The sequence below is a fragment of the Pseudoalteromonas sp. P1-13-1a genome, assembly GCF_001401875.1.
In the GTDB taxonomy this organism is placed as follows: domain Bacteria; phylum Pseudomonadota; class Gammaproteobacteria; order Enterobacterales; family Alteromonadaceae; genus Pseudoalteromonas.
In genome coordinates this window covers 166,345-190,170 of record NZ_LKDV01000001.1, presented here as the reverse complement: position 1 = coordinate 190,170, position 23,826 = coordinate 166,345, and the positions used below count along the sequence as shown (strand labels likewise).

Genomic DNA, 23,826 nt, shown 5'->3' with positions numbered 1-23,826 from the left:
AGCTTTATGGTAGATGAGTCTTTATAAATACAAAAAATACAAAATATTTTCGTATTAGAGGTCTGACAACTAGTATGTTATAAATAATGTCGGACGTTAAAAGAGGTGTCTTTTGCAGCCATTTGAAATAAAAACAAGAAATATAACCTTACGTGGTTTACAAAAGGGACGTGGTGGTGAGCTAGTTATTGCTATGCATGGCTGGCTAGATAACAGTAATAGTTTCACACCTATGCTTGATAAGGTTAATCCGCAGCATACTTGGTATTGTATTGACTTTGCAGGGCATGGATTATCTGATTGGAAAAGCAGTGATGCGCATTATTATTTTGTTGATTATATTGATGATGTGTACCAACTTATAAAGGCCTTAGGAGCAACGAAGGTGCACTTAGTCGGCCACTCGATGGGAGCAATGGTTGCAGGTTTATTTGCTAGCTGTTTTAGTGAATACGTGTATTCGGTTACCTTCATTGAGGGGATTGGTTGTGTTACGACTCCATCTGACGAGGTCTGTCAGCAATTAAAAGGGGCGATACTCAATAGAGAGCGTGTTAACAATAAAAAGCAGCGCATTTATAAATCCGAATCCGCAATTATCGAAGCGCGAGCAAGTACAACAGATTTAAATAACGAACTTATCTCATTGTTGATGAGTCGTAATATTAAGAAAAGTGAACTAGGGTATGTGTTAACGACAGACCCTAAGCTTAAAAATCACTCAGGTTTTAGGTTTAATGAAGCGCAATGTATTGGTGCAATAAAGCAATTAAAAGCACCAAGCCAATTAATTTTAGGTAACCAAGGTTATTCATTTGTAAAACAAAATTTGGCCAAGTATATTAGCTATTACAACAACTTGAAGGTAATTAATGTAGATGGTGGGCATCATTGCCATATGCAAAGCAGTGGGTTATGTTTTGAGCATATTCAAGCCTTTATGCTGCAAAATGGTGCATGTTAATTGTAAATTAGCGCCAAATGTGGGATTATTCCTTCATTAGAGTATTTGCTCAATTGTTAAAGTGCCTTACTTAGATTAAGGTTAATAAAAATATAATTATAAACAGGGGCTAAGAGTGGAAAAAATCTGGCTTAAGCGCTACCCAGAAGGTATGCCTGAAACAATCGATCCTGAGCATTACAACTCGTTACTCGAAGTGTTTGAAAAAAGTTTTACCGATTACAAAGATTTACCTGCATTTACTAATATGGGTAAAACATTATCGTATGATGAAATAGATACAGCGACACTGCGTGTTGCTTCGTATATTCAAAATGACTTAGGTCTCAAAAAAGGCGACAAAGTTGCTGTGATGATGCCTAACTTATTGCAAACGCCTATTGCTATTTTAGGTATTTTACGTGCAGGGTGTGTTGTGGTTAACGTAAACCCCCTTTACACAGTTCGTGAGCTTGAGCATCAGCTAAAAGACTCTGACGCGTCAGCTATTTTTATACTGGCTAATTTTGCAGACACGCTTGAGAAAGCCCTTGCTAAAACAGATGTAAAACACATTGTAGTTACCCAAGTGGGCGACATGGTCGGTGGTATTAAAAAGCATATCGTTAATTTTGTGGTTAAATACATAAAAAAAATGGTGCCTAGCTATAACCTGCCAAATACCATTAAGTTTTCAGATGTATTAGCCGGTGACCCTGCAAAGTATACGCGTCCAGAAATGAACTTATCTGATCTGGCCTTTTTACAATATACAGGTGGTACAACTGGCGTATCTAAAGGGGCAATGTTAAGTCATGGCAATATGGTTGGTAACCTTGAGCAAGTATCGGGCTGTTTAGATAAAGTATTAGACCGTGGTACTGAAGTGGTTGTTACTGCATTACCGCTTTATCATATATTTGCGTTAACGGCTAACTGCTTAACGTTTATGAAATACGGCGGTTTAAATGTATTAATTACAAACCCACGTGACATGCCAGCGTTTGTTAAAGAGCTTAATCAGCATAATTTTACCGCTATTACCGGTGTAAATACCCTATTTAATGGGCTACTTAATACACCAGGGTTTGCAGAGCTTGACTTTAGTCATTTAAAAATGTCATTAGGCGGTGGCATGGCGGTACAACGTCCCGTAGCCGAAAAATGGCAAAAAGTGACTAATTCTAAATTAATGGAAGGTTATGGTTTAACCGAGTGTGCACCGCTTGTGACAGTAAGCCCTTATGATTTAGAAGGTTACAATGGCTCAATTGGTTTACCTGCTCCTAATACTGAAATTAAGTTAATGCTTGAAAACGGTGAAGAGGCAGCAAAAGGTGAACCCGGTGAACTATGGGTTAAAGGTCCTCAAGTTATGTTAGGTTACTATAATCGCCCAGATGCAACCGCAGAATGTTTGCAAGATGGCTGGTTCGCCACTGGTGATATAGCCACATACGATGATGAAGGTTTCTTCTATATTGTTGACCGTAAAAAAGACATGATCATTGTATCGGGCTTTAACGTGTTCCCAAATGAGATAGAAGAAGTAGTTGCTATGCATGATGGCGTACTTGAAGTCGCCGCTATCGGCATTCCACACGATGTAAGTGGTGAACAAGTTAAAGTTTTTGTTGTTAAAAAAGACCCTTCTTTAACTGAAAAAGATATAATAAATCACTGTCGTGATAATTTAACTAATTATAAGGTTCCTAAACTCGTTGAGTTTAAGGATGAATTACCTAAAACTAATGTAGGTAAAATTCTCAGAAGAGCCCTAAAAGATTAGTAAACTATAAAAGAGCCGGCATTAGCCGGCTTTTTTATTGTAGGAGATTAAGTGCAATACAAATTGATCGAAACACAAAATCAACTTAATACCTTTGTTGAACAAATAAGAAACAAGCCTATTTTAGCCATAGACACTGAGTTTATGCGTCGCCGTACTTTGTACCCTGAAGTTGCACTTATTCAAGTATATGATGGTGAGCACCTCGCGCTTATAGACCCACTTGCAGAACTATCGCTATTTGAATTTTGGCAAATATTAAAAGATCCATCCGTACTAAAAGTGTTGCATTCGCCTTCAGAAGATATTGAAGTTTTTCAAAAATATGCAGGCTTTGTACCTGCTCCATTATTTGATACACAATTTGCTCTTCAGCTGTTAGGCGAAGGCAACTGTATGGGCTTTGCGCTAATGGTAAAAGAGCTATTAGGCATAGAAATAGACAAAAGTGAATCACGTACAAATTGGCTACAGCGCCCATTAACTAAAAAGCAGCTCGATTATGCAGCCGCTGATACCTTTCATTTATTGCCTTGTTTTGGACTAATAATTGAGCGTATCAATAAAGCTGAGTTATTTGATATTGTAATAAATGAGAGCGAGTTAATTGCAAATAAACGCGCCTTTCAAACCCCAGATGAGCTGCTTTATAAAGATATAAAAAACGCATGGCAACTAAAACCACATGAGCTAGCGGTATTAAAAGAATTAGCTGTATGGCGTCGTAATAAAGCTATTCGTAAAAATTTAGCGCTTAACTTTGTGCTTAAAGAGCACAACATGACGGAAATTGCTAAGCGTGGGCCTTCGAGCTTAAATACGCTAAGACAAATTCCGGGTGTTGAATCGATGGAAGTAAATCGCTCAGGGGTCGAAATTCTAAAGTGTATTGAAAAAGCCAAAGCCCTGCCAGTTGATCAGCATCCACCTGTGCTTAAACGTTTAATCGATTTTCCGGCTTATAAAAAAGTGGCTAAAGACATTAAACAAAAAATCACTAAAGTAGCGAAAGAGCAGGGCATACCAGAAGATGTAATGGCGTCTAAAAAGCAAATTAATCAGCTTATTAGCTGGAATTGGAAACTCACCAATGACCAAAAGGTAAATCATATTAAACCTGATTTACTTAATTCTTGGCGCTACAGTTTTGTTAAAGATGTGCTTAAAGAGTGGGACAATTAAACCCACTTCTTAAGCTACAGGCTTTGTTAAAAATCGGGCGCTATGCTAAATGTTAAACGCTTATGGGTAATAGGGTGATCTAGCGCCAAATACTCGGCATGTAAATGTAACCTGTTGGCTTTTTTACCATAATGTGTGTCACCGATAATAGGCGTATTCAGCCCTAAGTGATGAGCGCAGTGTATCCTAAGTTGGTGAGTGCGCCCTGTTTTAGGATAGAGCTGTAGGCGTGTAATATTGTTTTTACGTTCAAGCACTTGCCATGTAGTAAGTGCAGGTTTGCCGTTTTTATAACACACAAGTTGGCGTGGCTTATCGTCAAAATCAAGTCGTAATGGTAGTTCTATTTTGCCACTGTCTTGTGGCACTGTACCATCAACTAACGCAATGTAACGTTTATCAATGGTGCGGGCAATAAATTGCTTTTGGAGTGCTTTGTGGGCGCGTTTATTAAGGGCCACAACGAGTAAACCTGATGTAGACATATCTAGTCTGTGGACAATTAACGGGCCTGTAGCGTGCGGAAATTGCGTTTGAATACGCAAATACACTGAATCTTCAATATTGACACCTGGTACAGATAAAAACTCGCTTGGCTTATTTACAATAACAATATCATCGTCTTGATAGACTATGGGCAGCGTTTTACCTTCAGCAGGATTAACGAGTAGTGGGTTATCTTCTATGCTAAGGCCTTTTAACATATGCGATAAAATAGGTTGGCATTTACTGTAGCAAGATGGGTAATAGTTTTTATGTTGGCGTACCGCCGATTTTGGAGCGCCGCCCCACCAAAATTCGGCCATGGCTAGCGGCTTTAAATTATTAAGATAAGCGTATTGTAATAGCTTGGGGGCTGCGCAATCGCCCGCCCCTGATGGCGGAGTATGCTCTGGCAAAGCTGCAAATATAGCGTTGAGATCTTTAATCTCATGATTGGCATTTAAAAATTGATACTGGGCAAATAACTGTTTTTGTAGGTTTTTAGATAAAACTTTACGGCGTTTTTTTAACTGTTTTATTTCATCGTAAAGGGTATAAAGCGCCTGCTGTTGCTGAGTTATTTTATCGCGCCAGTGATCTTTTATGCTTTGATAGTGTTTTTTATCTTCTATGCTTTGCTTTGCCAGTTCATTCAAGCTTGCTTGTTGTTCAGGCGTTATTGCATCGCTGTGCTCAATCGCAAGTGCACTGCGCGCCTCTTTACGTGCTTTTCTGTTGGCTTGCATTACGCTTTGTTGCGCTTGTAACTGCTGCTCAAATTTTTCTGTATCTCGACTTAACGATGCCGATAATTTATTTAATGTACTGGCATTTTCAAGGGCATGTATCTGTGTGTTTATTTCGTTAATTATTTTACTTTCTTTCAAATAACCCACATCCTCCAATGCCATTGTAGATACATTAGGCACACATTTTATCTCAGAACTTAAATTTTCAAGTTGCCCTGAATAAGCCGATAAAAAGCCAATTTGTTTTTGTGGGTTTTGTACAACTAGTACACCGAACATCTTTCCGTCACCATGGTGATTATTTTTATCATAAGGTAGATGCGTTGCCAGCTGCTGCTGTAATTGCTTTGATGCCAAAACGCTAAGTTCGTGGGGCTGATAATAAAATGGAAACGTAAATTTCTCTGGCAGAGCTATATTATCTATTGATTTAGAAAACGAGGTAAAACAGGGCGGGGGATTAAACATAGCAATTGCGAATACATAACGAAATAGTGGCTACATATTACCACATTCATTGTTTATAAGTGATCAAAAGCGATTATCAGCTTAAATATTCTAAACACACGCGCTCACTAACCTTTCTATAAACGTAAGGTTTAGTTAAAAATGAAAAAAGCGGCAGTTTAAATGCCGCTTTTTGCTGTACTACTTTTTTTCTTCGTCAGGCAATGTCACATTGAGCTCAAGTACCGCTAAATCATCTTCGTTTTGATCAAACTGTACTTGCACTGCATCAGTGTTTACGTTCACGTATTTACGGATCACATCTAAAATATCTTGTTTTAATTGTGGTAAGTAATCCGGCGTTCCGCGTTGAGAACGTTCGTGCGCGACAATGATCTGCAATCGCTCTTTTGCTAATGACGCGCTGTTTTTCTTTTCTGAGCGGAAGTAGTCAAGTAAAGACACATTAACCTCCAAAAATCCGTTTAAATAAGCCTTTCTTCTCAACGTCTAAGAAGCGAAAATCGACTGTTTCACCTAATAAGCGATTAATTGCATCAGCGTAAGCTTGCCCTGCATCTGAATCACCATCAAGTATCACCGGTTGCCCCGAGTTAGACGCACTTAATACCGCTTGCGACTCAGGAATAACACCAAGTAATGGAATCGATAGAATATCTTTGACATCTTCTACCGATAACATTTCACCTTTTTCAACACGCTCAGGGTTGTAGCGTGTTAATAAAAGGTGCTCTTTAATATTTTCTAGGCCTTCTTCAGCACGTTTAGACTTGCTGTGTAAAATACCTAAAATTCTGTCTGAATCTCGAACAGAAGACACTTCCGGGTTTGTTGTAACAATTGCTTCATCAGCAAAGTACATCGCCATCATTGCACCGGCTTCTATACCTGCAGGTGAGTCACACACAATGTAGTCAAAGTCTTCTTTTAATTCGTTTAATACGCGCTCTACGCCTTCACGGGTAAGGGCGTCTTTATCACGTGTTTGTGATGCAGGTAGTAAAAACAATTTTTCAACGCGTTTATCTTTAATAAGCGCCTGATTTAAATTGGCTTCGCCATTTATTACGTTTACAAAATCATAAACTACACGGCGCTCACACCCCATAATTAAATCTAGATTACGTAAGCCAATATCAAAATCGATAATAACTGTTTTATAGCCTTTTAAAGCTAAACCGGTGCCTATTGCAGCACTTGATGTTGTTTTACCAACACCGCCTTTACCAGAGGTAACGACAATTACTTTTGCCATGAGATTTATCCTTTAACCAAAGCTGAAATTTCTAATGATTCGTTTTTTTGTTGTATTTGTACTGCATTGCCCCAGTGCTCACCTTGTAATGAGTCGCTGATCCAATAATTGCCATCAATTGAAACTAATTCGGCTTCAAGTTTTTGGCAATAAATGCAGGCGTCTTTTGTCCCTTTAGCACCTGCAATAGCGCGTCCGCGTAGGGTGCCATAAATATGCACATTTCCATCGGCTATTACTTCTGCGCCATGACTGACCGCACCGAGTACAATTAAGTCTCTATCTTTTGCATAAACTTGTTGCCCTGAGCGCACCGTACCTTTAATTACTTGCGCAGGCAGGTATACGTTTTTTTCAACAATAGAGGTATTGGGTGCCTCTTGTTGTTTTACAGGGGCACTTTTAGCATCTTGAGAGTAATTAAGTACAGATAGGCCGGCGGCTTTAGCTTGGGTGTGTTGCTCATCAGAGCCATTACATACACCTACTGCATTAAAGCTCATACGCTCAATGAGAGACTTTAAATGGTCAAAATCAAGTGAGCTGTTTTTAATTTCTTCTAAATTAACAACAATAGGCGCTCCTTCAAAAAAACGAGGAGCTTGGGCTATTTTTACATACAACTGTTCTGCTAAAAGGGCAATATCAGTGCTATAAAGATGCAATACTGATAACGTAAAAAGATTCCCTTTTAGTTCAAAAATTTGTTCCGACATACACGCTCAATTGATTTGTCTGATTAGAAATTAATTTTAGATAAACGTAGGCTGAATAAGGCCTTTAATGAAATTTCTAATCTAATTTTTCTAACTTATTATTACTCTCATGTTATAGTGTGCGGCAATGTTAAGCAAGATTAAATAGGGCCATTATGCTCACTGCGGTATATAAAAGTAAGAAAAAAGCGGATACCTTCTTATTTGTTGAAAAAAGAGATGATTTTAGTAAAGTGCCTGAACCATTACTGGCAATGTTTGGTCAACCTATTTATGTAATGATCATTAACTTAGCAAAGCGAGATCATTTAGGCGGTGCCGACCTTGAAACTGTAAAAGAGGCTTTAGCCGATCCCGATAAAGGCTACTATTTGCAAATTCCACCGCCACAAGAAAATTTACTTAGCCAATTACGAAAAGAAAACGGAGTTGATAGTGATTAAAAAGTTAGCCGTAATTTTATGCTCAGTGTGTTTAAGTGGCTCTGTAGCCGCTAAAACACAGGCCGAATTTCAAACTTATTTAAGTGATTTAAAACAAGAGGCCATTGCTAAAGGGTACGATAGCAAATTAATAGACAAGGCATTTGCCACTGCGTCTTACAAAGAAAAAGTCGTATCGGCTGATAAAAATCAGCCAGAGGTAAAAGAAACCCTTGAAACTTACTTACCAAAACGTGTACCACAATGGAAAATTGATCGTGCTCGTAAGCTTTACGCAGAAAATAAAGACGTACTAGAGCAAGTAGCTAAAGAATATGGCGTTCAAGCACGCTTTATAGTGGCATTATGGGGCCTTGAAAGTAACTTTGGCACAATCCAAGGTGGCCATAATGTTATTTCATCACTTGTTACGCTTGCCTTTGACGGACGACGTGAAGCACTTTATAAGCGCCAGCTTTGGGCTGCATTAGATATTTTAAAATCAGGCCATATTACGCTTGATAAATTTAAAGGCTCTTGGGCAGGGGCTATGGGGCAGACGCAGTTTATGCCTACCTCGTTTAACGCCTACGCAGTTGATTACAATAACGACGGCCGAAAAGATATTTGGACCACCAAAGAAGATGCATTTGCATCAATTGCCAATTATTTAAAACAAGAGGGCTGGGATGACTCACTTACTTGGGGTCGCCAAGTAAAGCTACCTGAAAACTTTGACAGTCAATATGTTCTTAAGCGTGGCACTAAAACGCGCAAGCAATGGTTAGAGTATTGGAACGATTCTGAGCGCTCGTTAGCTGAGTGGCAAGCTTTAGGTGTTCGCAGAGCCGATGGTTCAGATTTACCTAATGTAGATGTACGTGCCGCACTGGTAATGCCAGACGATATTAATGGGCGTATGTACTTAGCGTATGATAACTACAAAGTGTTTATGCACTGGAATCGGTCGTATTACTTTGCCACCAGCGTGGGTTACTTATCAGATAGAATTGGTTATCCAAAAATATAACTTATACGCTGCTGTGTAATAAAAAAAGCCGCGATGCGGCTTTTTTTGTTTAATCATGATCTTTTTTAAAAATTTTGTCTTTCAAATCGATCACCTTGCCAATGCCAGAGCCTAGTTTCATAAGTTTATTTAGTTGCTCAGGGCTTAAACGTTGTAATTCTGACGACCACTTAGTAACTGTTTCCAGCAAGTTATGGATTTCACTCATTTGCTTTTGTGCGTATAGCTCTTCTTCATTACTGGCTTTATCGAGTAAGTTATCCCGAAGAAGACTAAGTGTAGGGTCTATTTCACGTTTTTTACGCTCTTCAAATACACGGTTTGCCATATCCCAAATTTCACCCGCAGGGGCGTAATATTCTTTACGATCGCCAGGTATGTGGTGTACTTTTATTAACTGCCAAGATTGCAGCTCTTTAATACCCATACTCACATTACCACGAGAGATACTTAATGCATCGGCAATTTCGTTAGCGGTCATTGGCTCTTTGGTGATGATCAGCAAACCACACATTTGACCAATCGTACGATTGAAACCCCAGCGGCTGCCCATCTCACCACAATGCATGACAAAGGCTAAATTTTTTTCAGATAGACTCATAGCTTATTAAGTTTCAGTAAATTCAGAAAGTAATGCTAGCACGCTTATAAATTATAGCAACGCTTAGCTAGGTATCTTTTTAGAGCACTAAATGGGGAATAAGTTTAATTTACTCCTACTTATTTTAGTAGGAGTAAATTAATTGCCTGGATGGGTTAAAGTGTGTAGCTAAAGCTTAGTTTAGCGTTACGCTCTTCGCCTGGCATGCCACCTAAAAACATGGCTTTAGAGTAGTACTTTTTATTAAACAAGTTGTTTAAATTAAGCTGCATATGCCATTTATCGGTCGTGTAAGATACCGCAGCATCGTAAACGGTGTAGCTTGGTACATAGCCATCAGGAATACTAAATGAACTTGAGTTCGTGCTTCTGTTATCTACAAATGTAATACCACCACTGATATTAACAGCCTCTGGTAAATTAAACATATCTGCGTAGTAGGTAACCCACGTACTTGCAGTTACATATGGCACACCTTTTTGACGCGTATCGTAGCTGCTGCTATTTGGATTAGATTTATCGCGTGCATCTTGGTATACACCGTTTATATTTACTTTCCATTGCTCATTTAAATGTGCATTTAAATCAAGCTCTACACCTTTAGTTTGTTCTTCGCCATCGTAGTAGCTTTCTACTACATCAGGGCCTGATACACCGGCTTCATAAAGTGGGTTAGCGTATTCTAAATTAGTCAGCGCGCTTTCAAATATCACAAGTGATGCTAACAATTGATCATCAAATGCTTTAAATCTAAAGCCTAAATCGTTACTGATAGATTCAGAGTCTTCACGGTCGGCTTCATTGCCTGCTACTGAACCAAGTACACTGTAAGCAGTGCGTCCTTTAGCATGGTTAATAAATACCGAAAAGTCTTCAGTTGGTTGATATGTTGCGCCTAAGTTATACGTTAAGCCACTGTCAGATGTGTTTGCTTCAGGCGTTGGCTCAGCGCGGCTTGAGCTGTAACGCTCATCTACACCAAAGTGCTCATACGTTTGCTTGATACGATTATACGCCACACCTACACGCGTAGTAAGCGCATCAGTTATGTAGCCTACATGTTGAATACCTAAACCCCATGCCTGTACTTTTTTATTATAGTCACTGGTTTTAAGTGGGTCGTAGTCATCAAAGTTACCTGTTGGCCAATTTGGCGAGCGCATATCATAAATATACGGTAATGTGCCTTGGTAAAGTACTTCGCCTTCGCTGTCATAAATAACTTTGTCTGCATCGTAAATAGAGTACTGCTTAAAGCGAATGTCTCTGTCTTCGTAGTTTGCATTAACGAGTAGTTCGTTATCAATGTCACCAAGCATAAAGTCATAGCGTAAATCTAAAAAATACTGCCATGATTTTTCATCAGCTTCTACTTGGCGGTATTCTTGGCGCCGAGCAGCAAATGGGTATAACTCGCCGTCTTCTACTAATGGGGCACGTGGGTCATTATTAATAATGCCACTACGTGTTGAATACACGTAGTTAAACGCACCCGTTTGACGCGCAAAGCTTGATGTGTAATTACGGTATTGTAGTTGTTGATTTAAAAATAAATCATCGGTAACGAAGTAATTATGCGTTAGCTTAAAGCGAAGCTCTTCACCTTCATTGTCATCCGCCATTGGAGAAATGATACCGTTAGTACCAAAATCATATGGTGTAAGTCCGTCGGTTGCTGAAAGTGAATTAGCAAGTTGTTCTTGTTGCGCGGCAGTGAGTTGTACACCGTTGCCTGAAGGATCATTTGCTAAATCGGCTCCGGTTACTTCACCCGCAGTTAACCCATTGGCGGTCTCTGCGTTATAAATTCGAATAGGGTGGCCGATAGAGTCAACCGCGATAGAATCTTTTATGTAAGCGGCAGAGAGCATGATATCTTGCTTGTCACTAAGCACATACTTAAGTGAGGTATACAGCTCGTCTCTGTCTTCTTTTAAATCACGAAAGCCATCGCTTGAGGCCGTTTTAGCCATTACGCGGTAGGCTAAGTCATCAGTAATTGCATTGGTGCTATCAAAGGCAAGTGAATAGCTATCCCATTGACCAAGCTCAGCAGAAATTTTATGTTTTTCTTCAAATTCTGGCTTTTTTTCAATTAGGTTAATCACACCGCCCGCACTACCAATGCCATATAAACCCGTAGCAGGGCCTTTAAGCACCTCAACCGACTCAACATTAGTAAGTGAACGCGTTGGGTTGAATGTATTTCCTAAGCCGGCACCGCCGTACATGCCATCGTAAGTATAGTTAGCATCAAGGCCACGAATAACTAAATTGTCGCCTATACCGTAGTTATTACCAGCTTGAGTTAAACCACTCACGTTACGTACAAGTTCTTGGAGGCTATCTACACCTTGTGACTCTATGAGTTCACGGTCAATGATTACAACCGGTGCCGGTGTTTCCATTAACGACATATCAGACTTCGTAGCAAGGCCTGAGCTCATTACAACTTGATTTTGCTTTTCGTAAACACTAATGCGTTCTATGTCTTTTTCAGCTGTTGTTGCAGCAACAGCTAACGATGAGTTTAAACACGCAAGTGTAATAAGAGAGTATTTGAATTTTTTCATGTTGATAATAATTCGCATTTATTGAAGTGTGCGAATAGTAATAGTTATTATTCGTTAAGTGAATAAAAAAGTCTAAAAAAGTGAAATTAATTGCGAGTTAGGTGGGTAATTGTTCAAAAAAGTAAATTTAAGGTTAACTTTTATGCGGAAAATAAAAAAGCATGGGCCTAGAAACTTCCATGCTTTTATAAATCAGTACACGTATTAGTAACTACTTTTTATAAACAACGCCCGCTTTCATAACAAAAGGAATGTGCTCAAGCACAGAAATGTTCTCAAGAGGATTACCGTCAACTGCAATAATGTCGGCTGCAAATCCTGGTTTTAACTGACCCAGTTTATTCTCTATTTTTAATAGTTTTGCACTATTAATCGTGGCAGCCTGAATAGCCTGTAGTTCGCTCATGCCAAATTTAACCATACGGCTAAATTGTTTGGCGTTATCGCCATGAGGATAAATAGCAGCATCGGTACCAAATACCATATTTACACCTGCGTTTACTGCGCGTTTAAAGCTATCACGCTGCTTTTTAGACACTTGACGTTCTTTATTGAGATTTTCTTCATCTACGCCATTTTGCTTACCAAAGCTTAGTGTATATTCGGTATTATAAATATCCATAGAAAGCCAGGTGCCATGTTTTTTTGCAAGCGAGATGGCTTCATCATCTAAAAAGCTGGCATGTTCAATGCTATCTACGCCAGCTTTTATGGCGGTTTTAATACCACTTGTGCCATGTGCGTGAGCCGCTACAGGTAGGTCGCGCATATGGGCTTCATCAACAATCGCTTTCATTTCTTCAAATGAATATTGCTGTACACCTACTTTTGTTCCTTTAGAAAAAACGCCCCCTGTGGCACAAAACTTAATCGCATTAGCGCCATACTTTATGTTTTCGCGCACTTTTAAGCGTGCAGCCCATGGGCCATCAGCTACCCCTGTTGAAGTATATTTTAGCTCAGGCGGTAAACGGTTATTGTCACAATGTCCGCCTGTAATACCAAGAGATGGGCCCGCCGCCCAGATTCGAGGGCCTATAATGTCGCCAGCGTTAATCCCGTCACGTACTGCAATCACACTGTAGCCTTGTGCACCTACATTTCTAAGGGTGGTAAAACCAGCAAGCAATGTTTTTTTAGCAAAATGCGCGGCTTTAATAGCCATGCGCGGTACCGACTGACTTAAACGCTCACTTCGCGATACTGTTGGGTCACTAGTTAAATGAATATGCATATCCATAAGTCCCGGCATTAAAGTAAGCTCGGGTAAATCAATATGCTGATCATCTTTGGTTATTTTTGGTTTTTTGTTTGGTGTAACCTCGGTTATCACCCCATTATCTATTGTGAGCAGGGGGGAGTGAATAACCTCACCTGTTTTTACATCTATTAATGCTTTAGCAGTTACATAAGTAAGGGCTTGCGCGTTAAAACTTCCTAAACACATAAGTGCAATGGAGGCGCTGAGTAGCTTTTTTTTCATTGTGTTTTTCTTCTGGTGGCGGTTCATTAATTAAAATGTAACAACCTAATATAAAAGTGTAAATATAATAGGTTAATCCCCATTTATCGTAATTACTTTATTAACGCAGGTTAAATGCGCATAATCGGCTGACGATACTAAAAAGGATTATCATGAAATCAATTAAACTTGCCTTAGTTGCTAGTGGCGTTATGTTTGCATTAAGCGGCTGTATGAACACACAAACCAGTAATAACACAGGTAGTAGTGCACAGCTAAACACGTCAAACGCACCCGCAGCTATTGTTTCAGAGCTTTCTTATGAGCAGCAATTAGATGTGCTTGTAGCCCAATATTATAACGAGTTACTGAGCTTTAAACCTATTAATGCAACCTACAGTGGTCGCAGTGAATTCAACGATAAGTTTACCCCAGAGATTTCATCTAAAAATCGAGCTAAAAAAACCGCTTTTTATAAAAAGTACCAGCAGCGCCTTGCCCTTATTGATAAATCGCAATTAACAGGGCAGGCACTTTTAAGTTACGAAATACTAGCGCGAGATTTGGCGCTTAATTTGGAAGGCATGCAATTTCCATCTTACATGCTACCAATAAATCAAATGGCAGGCGCGCATAATACCTTTGCGGGTTTTGGCTCAGGGCAAAGCGCACAACCGTTTAATACAGCCGAAGATTATAGTCATTTTATAAAGCGCAGCGAAGGTTTTGTAGCTTGGCTTGCAAGTGTTCAACGCTCAATGGGGGAAGGTTTAAAGCAAGGTATTTCTTTACCAAAACCTTTAGCTAAAAAACTACAGCCGCAATTTGCAGCGCATGTTGTTAAACGTGCTGAAGACTCTTTATTTTGGGGACCGATTAAAAACTTCCCTGAATCATTTACCTCAGATCAAAAAGAGACGATCACAGCGCAGTACCGCTCACTTATTATGACGCAATTAGTACCTGCTTATAAAAGTATGAGTGAATTTTTAGTTAATGAATACATTCCTAATAGTCGTACAACGGTTGGCTATAGAGATTTACCAAATGGTAAAGCATGGTATGAATACCAAATTAAAAAAAATACCACATTGAGTTTATCTGCGGATGAAATACACGCCATTGGGTTAAGTGAAGTGTCACGCATTTTAGATGAAATGAAAAAAGTAAAACAGGATGTTGGATTTAATGGGCCATTGGCTGAGTTTTTTCAGCACTTACGTGATTCAGATGAGTTTTATTACGACACGCCAAGGGCATTAATAACTGCGTATGAAGATGTTAAGCAAAAAATAGATGCACGTGTTCCTTTATTATTCGATATTGCCCCTAAAGCCCCCTATGTTGTTAAAGCGGTTGAACCATATCGAGCGCAATCTGCTGCGGGCGCATCTTATGCGGCCCCAGCACCCGATGGTTCACGCCCCGGTATTTTTTATATAAACACGTTTAATTTAAAAGCACAGCCAAAGTTTTTGCTTGAAACACTTTCTATACATGAAGCTGCACCGGGTCATCACTTTCAAATTGCCCTACAGCAAGAAATAGAAGGCTTACCCGACTTTAGAAAGTTTGGTGGCTACACCGTATTTGCTGAGGGTTGGGCATTGTATGCAGAAAGCTTAGGTAAAGAACTTGGCTTATTTACCGACCCTTATATGTGGTATGGGCGTTTAGCGGATGAGCAACTTAGAGCGATGCGTTTGGTGCTTGATACTGGCTTTCATGCAAAAGGTTGGACTCGTCAGCAGGGGATTGATTACATGCTAGCTAATTCATCTATGGCTAAAAGCGATGTAATTGCAGAGGTTGAGCGTTATATAGCATGGCCTGGCCAAGCTCTTTCGTACAAGTTAGGTGAGTTTAAAATTAAGCAGCTGCGTGATTACGTTAAAAAGGCGCTAGGCGATAAGTTTGATATTAAAGCCTTCCACACTCAAATACTGATTGACGGCGCACTACCAATGCCAATTTTAGAAGAAAAAATTAAACGTTGGGTTGCTACGCAGAAATAAAACAATACGCGAACGCCCGTGTTGATAAAAGCACGGGCTTTGCGCGTATAGCTGCAATACGTTAGAATGCGCGCTCTTTAGGGGCGCGAGTAAATTATGTTTGATCAAGAATTAGCAAATACACAGTTTTGGCTTAAAAAAAGTTTAGCCGATATGAACCAAAACGAATGGGAAGCGATTTGTGATGGTTGCGGAAAATGTTGTTTAAACACTTTTATTGACAGTGAGGATGAAGACGAGTTTACCGCTACGGATCAATTACGCGAAGGTGAAGAGCTTATTTTCACTAACATTGTTTGCCAATATCTTGATAACAACACTTGTGGTTGTAGCGAATACGAAAACCGCCAGACGCTTGTTCCTTCATGTGTAAAGCTTACCAAAGCCAACCTTAAAGATATCTTTTTTATGCCGCAAAGCTGCAGCTATCGCCGATTACACGAAGGCCGTGGTTTAGCATCGTGGCACCCGCTTTTAAACAATGGCGAAAAATCACAAATGCATGAGTTAGGTATATCCGTTAAAGATAAAACAGTAAAAGACTGTGACGTAAAGCTTGATGACTTTGATTTATACATAGCTGAGTGGCCCACTAAGGATTGCGATTAATGAGCAACTTAAAAGCTAGCATAGGTCTAATAAACCCTAAAAGCCCTACAAATGTAGGCGGTGTTTTACGTGCTGCGGGTTGCTACGATGCAAAGCAAGTTTTCTTTACCGGTAGCCGTTATTTAAACGCTAAAAAATTTCATACCGATACTAAAAACGTTGTTGAGCGGATCCCCTTAAATGCCACTGATAATCTACAAAGCGTAAAACCAGAAGGTGCAACTGTTGTGGTTATTGAACTCATTGAAGGCGCGACACCTTTGCCTGATTTTAAGCACCCAGAAAATGCATTTTATTTATTCGGCCCTGAAGACGGCTCTATACCAAAAGATGTTTTAAAATGGTGTGATGAAGTCGTGTACGTGCCAACTATTGGCTGTATGAACCTTGCTGCTACTTGTAATGTCGTATTGTACGACCGTTTAGCAAAGCTCGGTGGTGTAGAGAGCAGTGATTCAACCATTATTAATTCGCGCGATACCAATAATAAAATGAAGTGGGATAAAACCTAAGCTTCGAGCAAAACTATCTTAATAAAATTTCTTTTACTTTGCGTACTTAGTTCTACACTTTAGGGAAATATTCCAAATAAAGTGTAACTATGCGCATATTGTTAGTTTTGTTTTTACTTTCACCTTTTTGCTTTGCTCAGGTCCCTGTGACTTACATGCAGGACGATACATCCTACACTGTAACAGGTGAGCGCTATAAATCAGGTTATTTATTTAGCGTACCTAACAGCACTAAAACTATTCACGTTGTTACTGAAGATTGGCCGCCTTACATAGGTAACAAACTGTGTAATAAAGGGTGGGTGTATCAATTTACCGTATCTATATTTAACAGTGCTGGCTATAGCGTTTACATTGAATTTGTACCGTGGGCAAGAGCTGTTCGTGCCGTTGAACTAGGTAAAGCAGATATATTAATGCCAGAATACTTTATCGAAGATACCGCACCTTCTGATTACGTACCACACCAAACTCGTCGAAAATTACTTGGCCTTTCTAATTCGTTTGAAGGCGGCAATATAGGCTTTTTAAAACGCAGAGGCGAGCCCGATAGGTTTAATGGCAATTTAAAGTCATTAAAGGGCTCGCGTATTGGGGTAGTTAGAGGCTATCAAAATACGCCTGAGTTTGATGCCATGATGGATAATAACGAATTTATTATTATTAACGCCGTTGATGATTTACAGCTTGTAAAATTACTGGCGGCTGAGCGTGTGGATTTAATTATAGGCGATCCCGCTGTACTGATTTACTCGGTTAAATATGCCTCTTTACCCGATAACGAGAAACAGGCTTTACTCAGTGCTATTGAACCAGAAAGTCACCCAATTCAGTTTAACCCCCTCTACTTTGCTATTAGCAAAAAAACGCCTAATTGGTTATCTATTCTAGAAGATATTAATACGGCTTTGTACAAGTTTAAAAATAGTGGCGAAACACAAAGGCTCAAAAAAACCTTAATGAATGAATGTGGTTTATTGTAACGTTCCAATTATTTTGTGCTTTTAATATGCCTTAAACGTGTAAAATCATTTTCAACTTGTTAATGGAGTGAAAATGACGTGAGTGAAATAAATACCAATCAATCATTTGCGGTCAAAGAGCAACAAAATAAAAATTACCTGTTACCGCTGACTGCAATGACCACACTGTTTTTTTTATGGGGTTTTATTACTGTTTTAAACGACGTACTAATTCCTCGTCTTAAAGGCGTTTTTGACCTAACTTACTTTGAAGCAATGCTGGTACAGTTTTGCTTTTTTGGCGCCTATTTTATTGTCTCTATTCCGGCTGGAATATTGGTTAAACAATTAGGTTATAAAAAAGGCATACTAACCGGCCTAGTGGTTGCCTCAATTGGCTGTATGCTGTTTTACCCTGCAGTAGTGGTGCATGAATACTGGTTGTTTTTAGGTGCATTATTTGTACTTGCTGCCGGTGTAACTGTTTTGCAGGTTTCTGCTAACCCGTACGTAGCTGCTTTAGGGCCTGAAAAAACCGCGTCATCAAGGCTAAATTTAGCGCAAGCGCTTAATGCTTTAGGTACAACAGTAGGCCCGTATGTTGGGGGAATACTCTTTTTTGGTACAGCGGGAACACTAGCGGCCAGTGCCGCAAGCGCTGAATCTGTAAAAGTCCCTTATTTAATGTTAGCAGCGGCCTTACTGATTATTGCGATTGTGTTCGCCTTTATTAAATTGCCTGACATAGAAGGGCATAAAGAAGAAAATAACCCAATTAATGAAACTCGTTCATTAACACAAGCACCCCATTTAACAATGGGTGTACTGGCTATTTTTTGCTATGTAGGTGGTGAAGTTGCTATTGGTAGTTTTTTAGTTAACTTTTTTGGTGAAGCGCATATAGCAGGGCTTGAAGAACACGCTGCTGCCGCACTAATCAGCTACTACTGGGGCGGAGCTATGGTTGGTCGCTTTATTGGCTCAGCTTTACTGCAAAAGATAGCGCCTTCAAAAGCGTTGGCTTTTAATGCCTGTATGGTAATTGCCTTATTACTTGTGACTATATTTACACAAGGTAATGTTGCGCTGTACGCGGTTCTTGCAATTGGTTTATTTAACTCAATTATGTTCCCAACTATTTTTTCTGTTGCTATAGAGCGCTTAGGATCATTGACTAGTAAGGGGTCTGGCTGGTTGTGTTTGGCAATTGTCGGCGGGGCATTGGTGCCTTTATTACAAGGGTACATTGCTGATGTTGTTAATATACAGAAAAGCTTTTTTGTTCCGCTAGTGTGTTACGTATTTATTGCTTGGTATGGCTTGAACGTGGTTCGTTTAGCTAAAAAATGGTAAATACGCTTGTATGTAAGAGCGACTGAATACGTATTCAGTCGCTTTTTTATAACAAATTTGTAGGAACGTTCCAATAAATTTAGTTTTGACCGCAAATATTGTCGTATATTCAATATGTATCATCAAATAGCTGGTTCTTTATTCTTATTTTAAGTTCAAATAGAGCTTATCTAACTTGTTATTAGCGACACACCTTTAAATATTTGTTAAAAATACACGCTATAACAAATAATTAAAAAAGGCGTTCATGCTGTACTCACCCAACTTTAACTCGCACCGTATTGTTTCTTTGGCCTTATCAATAAATAATTCCTCGAAATCGGCTTCGGCCAATTAAATAGGCATTGCTTCAAAAATTACATACAAGTGGTTAGCAGTGCGCCGTGTAAATGCAAAAAATTGTATTGATAAGTTTGGCAACTATTCACCAGTACAAAACCATTATCGGATCAGTGAAACAAAGTTTGATTAGTTATAGTGGGCAAAAATCAGTGCTAAAAAGCGTTTTTAAGTATTAAGCTTTGGCCCTCGCTATCGCACAAAAAATTTAAAAAAACACTTATACTGAATGTACTAAACTTAAGTTGCAATTTAGCACACGTGGTTCAAAAGTTTAGAGTTTAAAATATGGCAAAAAAATCAGTGTCAGGACAAAGTTGGTTAAGCCTTATCAACATCGATAAGGTGTATAGCTCGGATAAACAGCGCCAAGCGTTTTCGTTATTTACCATGATAGCCATTGCTATTATTGTTATCTCCATGTTGGTGGTGTTTAACTACAAGGTGTATTCGCCCATACTCACTGTTTCGTTAATAGCGGTAAACATTACCCTTATTAGTGGCGCTTTTTATTTTATAAAAACGGCCAAACTTGAAATGGTTGCATTAATAAGTATGTGTATTGTATTTATCATGTGTGTGGCATTGACTTACACGGGAGGGAAAGAAAATACAGCGCTTTATTGGCTTATGTTTTACCCAGTGGTGTGCTTTGCAGCATTAGGCGTAAAGCATGGCTGTAGGCTTGGCTTAGGTTTATTATTGTGTTGCAGCGTTATTTTGTACGGACCTGATTTTGGGCAAGTTGCTTATGGTAGCGTTGAAAAGTCTCGTTTTTTAGCGTTGTTTACGCTTGTATTTATTTTTTCGTTTATTGGCGAATACTTTCGGTTTAAAAGCCACTTGGCCATTGCCGATATAACGCTTGCACAAACGCAAGATGCCTATACTGATCAGCTTACGGGTGGCGCGAACAGGCGTTTTATCTCTGCTCACTTTTTAAAATTAGCCGCTAAAACGCCTGAAAAATACCTGCCGTTTTCTATTTTGTTACTTGATTTGGATTTCTTTAAACGACTAAATGACACCTATGGCCACGATTTTGGTGACATTGTATTGATTGAGTTTACAAAATTACTCGACTCACAATTTCCAAGCTCTGCAGTCAAAGCACGCTATGGCGGTGAAGAATTTGTGGTTATCTTACCTAAGGAAACGGCCTCAGCAGCTACAAAAATAGCCGATAGTTTTAAACAGTGTGTCGCAAAGCAAGCTATTTTAACAGATGATAATGAGCGGGTATTTATTACCTGTAGTATAGGTGTGGCACAGGTGGATAACGTGGAACATTTTAGCGCAGCACTTAAACAGGCAGATGAATACTTATACCTTGCCAAAGAGCGAGGCCGAAATCGAGTTGTATCAAAACACACGCAGGAGCCCTATGAGTAAAACTAAACTTATTTATGTACATGACCCTATGTGCAGTTGGTGTTGGGGCTATAAACCAACGTGGTTAAAGCTAAAAGCTGGGCTGTCTTCGCAGCTGACAATAGAATACAGAGTAGGGGGGCTTGCGCCAGATAGCCAAGAGCCGATGCCAGAAAATATGCGCGCCATGCTCCAAAGCACGTGGCATAAAATTAGTGCGATGTTGGGAACACAGTTTAATTTTGATTTTTGGCAGGTTTGTCAGCCAAGGCGCTCGACTTATCCAGCCTGCAGAGCAGCAATTATTGCCAGAGCGCATAATAAAGAGCCACAAATGATAGAGGCAATTCAACATGCTTATTATCTGCATGCTCAAAACCCATCTGATGAAAGTACCCTCATTACCTTAGCTGAAAAAATCGGCTTAGATAAACAACAGTTTTTTGAAGAGCTTTACTCAGAGGCTTTGAATCAGAAATTACATGCGGAGTTAGCATTTAATGCAAGTTTGCCAATACAAGGCTTTCCTTCGTTAGTATTAATAACTGATAATAAAGCCATTGCAATTAAAATAAATTACACCGACCATCAGCAAACCCTAAACACGATTAATAGTTTATTGGCCTAATGGGCTAACACGTTACATCTATTTACTGTTTTACCCAGTATATATCGCCTCAATACTCGCAGTGAGTCTGTTTTGTTACAGCTGTAATAAAACAGACTTTTTTGCGCAACATGCCTGTCATTATTCCTCTATACAATTTCACTCATTGAAAATCTTTAGCCTAAAAGAAGTCAGTTTAGGCTAAAAAAACAAACTAGCAAATCCGCTAATTAACGAGTAAAGGTGTATGCGATGAAAGGCGTTAAACCATTGATCTTAGCAGGTATTGTAGCAGCAAGTGCTGCAGTGCATGCCAATGATTTAGAAAAGGTTATCGATAAAAGCAGTGAAATAAATAAATCAGCTGCGCAATCACAAACAAAAATAGACAAGATTGCTGATTCAATGCAAGGACGTCTTCAACAGTTTAAAGTCCTCAATAAAGAAATCGATGGCTTAACTGTTTATAACGCGCAATTAACTAAACAGTTAAATAATCAAATTGAAGAAATGGAGTCACTTAATCTATCAATGGATCAAGTCTCTATTATTGAACGCCAGATCACCCCACTAATGCTGCGCATGATTGAAGGGCTTGAGCAATTTGTAGCCCTTGATGTGCCATTTTTGCAAGAAGAGCGCACTGAGCGTATTCGCTCTTTAAACACCATGATGGACCGTGCAGATATTAACTCAAGCGAAAAATTCCGCCGCGTATTAGAAGCATACCAAGTAGAAGTTGATTATGGACGCACTATTGAAGCCTACACCTCACTGCTAACGGTAGATGGTAAAGAGCGTGAAGTAGACTTTTTACGCATTGGCCGCTTAGAGCTTATTTATTTAACACGTGATGGTAAGCAAGCTGGTAGTTGGGATAACGACACTAAGTCGTTTTCTACTTTACCAGATTCCACAATTAGTCAAATTAATAAAGGTTTACGCATCGCGCGTAAGCAGCTTGCCCCAGATATGTTAACTCTGCCAGTACACGCAGCAGAATAAGAGGTTGAAGATGAAACTGTTTACTCAAATGACAAAAATGGCCCTTTTTGCTGCAAGCCTAAGCTTTGCAGGCGCAAGTGTGGCAGCTGAGCCTATTAATTTAGACTCACTATTAAAAACACTTGAAGAAGGCAAATCGGCTCAAAGCGCGCAAAACAGGCAACGCGAACAAGAATTTATGGCGCGCCAAAACGAACAAGTGCAAATGCTTAACAATATACAAGCAAAGCGTAATCAAATGCTTGGCGAGTCTGAGCGCTTAGAAACACAGTTTGAAGAAAACGAAATTAAACTTGCTAACCTAACAGATACACTGTCTAAACGAATGGGTTCTTTAAAAGAGCTATTTGGCGTGCTTCAGCAAGTTGCAGGGGATTCTAGCAATAAGTTTGCAACTTCTGTGGTATCAGCTGAAATTGCGGGGCGTAGTACTTTTATGGATGAGCTTGCTCAAAAAATGGGTTCTACTTCAAAGCTTGCCTCTATCGAAGATATTGAAAAAGTATGGTTTGAGCTACAACGCGAAATGACAGAGCAAGGCAAAGTTAGTCGCTTTACTACCGATGTAATTGTACAAGGTGGTGAAAAAGCACAACAAGAAGTGGTGCGTGTAGGTGCTTTTAACTTAATCTCTAACGGTAAATACCTAGAATTTAACCCAGTAACAAATACCTTAAGCGAGTTAAATCGCCAGCCTGTAGCACGTTTTACTGCAACTGCTGAAGAGTTACAAAATGCTAAAAGCGGTGTTGTACAGTTTGCGCTTGACCCAACCGGTGGCTCAATTTTAGGCTTATTAGTGCAAGCACCCGATACGCAAGAGCGTGTACATCAAGGTGGCACAGTCGGTTATGTTATTTTGGGTGTAGGTGTCATTGCTTTACTTATCTCACTTGAGCGTTTTTTCTCATTACTGGTTATTGGCGGTAAAGTACGTCGTCAGCTTAAAGATGATGTAGCACGCGATGACAACCCACTTGGCCGCGTAATGAAAGTAAAAGATCAGTTTCCTGATGTGGCCCACGACACATTAGAGCTTAAATTAAGCGAGGCAATTTTACGTGAAATGCCAAAAGTAACGCGTAATTTAACGCTTATTAAAATTATTTCAGTAGTGGCACCGCTGCTAGGTTTACTCGGTACCGTTACCGGTATGATCAACACTTTCCAAGCAATCACATTATTTGGTACAGGCGACCCTAAACTAATGGCTGGTGGTATTTCGCAAGCATTGGTAACAACGGTGCTAGGCTTAGTTGTCGCAATTCCTACGGTATTTTTATATACCCTACTTAATACCCGCGCTAAAAACATTTTGCTTACTATTCAAGAGCAAAGCGCAGGTATTATCGCACAGCGAAGCGAGAAGGGAGCATAAAC

21 protein-coding genes are annotated in these 23,826 nt (G+C 39.5%); 14 read left to right on the top strand and 7 right to left on the bottom strand.

From position 1 onward, the window contains the following. Positions 1-112: 112 nt before the first annotated feature. From AN391_RS00900 to rnd, 3 genes are all read left to right on the top strand, one after another. Positions 113-964 (top strand): alpha/beta hydrolase, encoded by an 852-nt coding sequence (locus tag AN391_RS00900; protein ID WP_055013636.1) that lies wholly within the window; start codon positions 113-115, stop codon positions 962-964. 115 nt (positions 965-1,079) lie between these two features. Beyond that, positions 1,080-2,732, top strand: coding sequence for a long-chain-fatty-acid--CoA ligase FadD (fadD, locus tag AN391_RS00895; RefSeq protein ID WP_055013635.1), 1,653 nt, complete (start codon positions 1,080-1,082; stop codon positions 2,730-2,732). 51 nt (positions 2,733-2,783) lie between these two features. Further along, positions 2,784-3,914 carry a ribonuclease D gene (gene rnd / locus AN391_RS00890; RefSeq protein WP_055013634.1) on the top strand — a complete coding sequence of 377 codons (1,131 nt, stop codon included), beginning with the start codon at positions 2,784-2,786 and terminating at the stop codon, positions 3,912-3,914. Positions 3,915-3,940: 26 nt separating this feature from the next. On the opposite strand, the gene AN391_RS00885 is transcribed toward rnd, so the two are convergent. From AN391_RS00885 to minC, 4 genes are all read right to left on the bottom strand, one after another. Further along, a complete protein-coding gene (locus AN391_RS00885; protein WP_055013633.1) occupies positions 3,941-5,614 on the bottom strand; it encodes an RluA family pseudouridine synthase in 1,674 nt (557 codons plus the stop codon). Between the two features lie 180 nt (positions 5,615-5,794). After that, the gene (minE, locus tag AN391_RS00880; protein WP_004586362.1) at positions 5,795-6,058 is read right to left on the bottom strand and encodes a cell division topological specificity factor MinE; all 264 of its coding nucleotides are present in this window, start codon (positions 6,056-6,058) and stop codon (positions 5,795-5,797) included. 1 nt (position 6,059) lies between these two features. Continuing rightward, positions 6,060-6,869: a septum site-determining protein MinD gene (gene minD / locus AN391_RS00875; protein WP_024031716.1), complete on the bottom strand. Its 810-nt coding sequence runs from the start codon at positions 6,867-6,869 to the stop codon at positions 6,060-6,062. 5 nt (positions 6,870-6,874) lie between these two features. Next, entirely contained in the window at positions 6,875-7,585 is a 711-nt protein-coding gene (gene minC, locus AN391_RS00870; protein WP_055013632.1) for a septum site-determining protein MinC, read from the bottom strand. A gap of 155 nt (positions 7,586-7,740) precedes the next feature. Here minC and AN391_RS00865 point away from each other — a divergent pair, with 155 nt between their 5' ends. Both AN391_RS00865 and AN391_RS00860 read left to right on the top strand, forming a co-directional pair. Then, the gene (locus tag AN391_RS00865) at positions 7,741-8,028 is read left to right on the top strand and encodes a YcgL domain-containing protein (protein WP_055013631.1); all 288 of its coding nucleotides are present in this window, start codon (positions 7,741-7,743) and stop codon (positions 8,026-8,028) included. Further along, entirely contained in the window at positions 8,021-9,037 is a 1,017-nt protein-coding gene (locus AN391_RS00860; protein ID WP_055013630.1) for a lytic transglycosylase domain-containing protein, read from the top strand. Before AN391_RS00865 ends, AN391_RS00860 begins: the two co-directional genes overlap by 8 nt. 49 nt (positions 9,038-9,086) lie before the next feature. On the opposite strand, the gene AN391_RS00855 is transcribed toward AN391_RS00860, so the two are convergent. The 3 genes from AN391_RS00855 to AN391_RS00845 all read right to left on the bottom strand — a co-directional run bounded on the left by AN391_RS00855 (position 9,087) and on the right by AN391_RS00845 (position 13,694). Further along, positions 9,087-9,638 carry a GbsR/MarR family transcriptional regulator gene (locus AN391_RS00855; RefSeq protein ID WP_055013629.1) on the bottom strand — a complete coding sequence of 184 codons (552 nt, stop codon included), beginning with the start codon at positions 9,636-9,638 and terminating at the stop codon, positions 9,087-9,089. A gap of 155 nt (positions 9,639-9,793) precedes the next feature. After that, on the bottom strand, positions 9,794-12,211 hold the full coding sequence (locus tag AN391_RS00850) for a TonB-dependent siderophore receptor (RefSeq protein ID WP_055013628.1): 2,418 nt from the start codon (positions 12,209-12,211) through the stop codon (positions 9,794-9,796). Positions 12,212-12,422: 211 nt separating this feature from the next. Further along, the gene (locus tag AN391_RS00845) at positions 12,423-13,694 is read right to left on the bottom strand and encodes an amidohydrolase family protein (protein WP_055013627.1); all 1,272 of its coding nucleotides are present in this window, start codon (positions 13,692-13,694) and stop codon (positions 12,423-12,425) included. A 152-nt stretch (positions 13,695-13,846) separates the two neighbouring features. On the opposite strand from AN391_RS00845, the gene AN391_RS00840 reads away from it, so the two are divergent. The 9 genes from AN391_RS00840 to AN391_RS00800 all read left to right on the top strand — a co-directional run bounded on the left by AN391_RS00840 (position 13,847) and on the right by AN391_RS00800 (position 23,824). Further along, entirely contained in the window at positions 13,847-15,688 is a 1,842-nt protein-coding gene (locus AN391_RS00840) for a DUF885 family protein (RefSeq protein WP_055013626.1), read from the top strand. A gap of 96 nt (positions 15,689-15,784) precedes the next feature. After that, positions 15,785-16,297, top strand: a complete 513-nt coding sequence (locus tag AN391_RS00835) for a YcgN family cysteine cluster protein (protein ID WP_055013625.1) — start codon at positions 15,785-15,787, stop codon at positions 16,295-16,297. Next, the gene (locus tag AN391_RS00830) at positions 16,297-16,809 is read left to right on the top strand and encodes an RNA methyltransferase (protein ID WP_055013624.1); all 513 of its coding nucleotides are present in this window, start codon (positions 16,297-16,299) and stop codon (positions 16,807-16,809) included. Before AN391_RS00835 ends, AN391_RS00830 begins: the two co-directional genes overlap by 1 nt. Positions 16,810-16,898: 89 nt before the next feature. Beyond that, positions 16,899-17,792, top strand: coding sequence for an ABC transporter substrate-binding protein (locus AN391_RS00825; RefSeq protein ID WP_055013623.1), 894 nt, complete (start codon positions 16,899-16,901; stop codon positions 17,790-17,792). A gap of 78 nt (positions 17,793-17,870) precedes the next feature. Continuing rightward, positions 17,871-19,124 carry an L-fucose:H+ symporter permease gene (gene fucP / locus AN391_RS00820; RefSeq protein WP_055013622.1) on the top strand — a complete coding sequence of 418 codons (1,254 nt, stop codon included), beginning with the start codon at positions 17,871-17,873 and terminating at the stop codon, positions 19,122-19,124. 627 nt (positions 19,125-19,751) lie between these two features. After that, the gene (locus AN391_RS00815; RefSeq protein WP_055013621.1) at positions 19,752-20,855 is read left to right on the top strand and encodes a GGDEF domain-containing protein; all 1,104 of its coding nucleotides are present in this window, start codon (positions 19,752-19,754) and stop codon (positions 20,853-20,855) included. Then, positions 20,848-21,462, top strand: a complete 615-nt coding sequence (locus AN391_RS00810; RefSeq protein WP_055013620.1) for a DsbA family protein — start codon at positions 20,848-20,850, stop codon at positions 21,460-21,462. Before AN391_RS00815 ends, AN391_RS00810 begins: the two co-directional genes overlap by 8 nt. Positions 21,463-21,693: 231 nt before the next feature. Then, positions 21,694-22,446, top strand: a complete 753-nt coding sequence (locus tag AN391_RS00805; RefSeq protein WP_055013619.1) for a DUF3450 domain-containing protein — start codon at positions 21,694-21,696, stop codon at positions 22,444-22,446. Between the two features lie 10 nt (positions 22,447-22,456). Further along, positions 22,457-23,824: a MotA/TolQ/ExbB proton channel family protein gene (locus AN391_RS00800; protein WP_055013618.1), complete on the top strand. Its 1,368-nt coding sequence runs from the start codon at positions 22,457-22,459 to the stop codon at positions 23,822-23,824. Positions 23,825-23,826 lie beyond the last annotated feature (2 nt).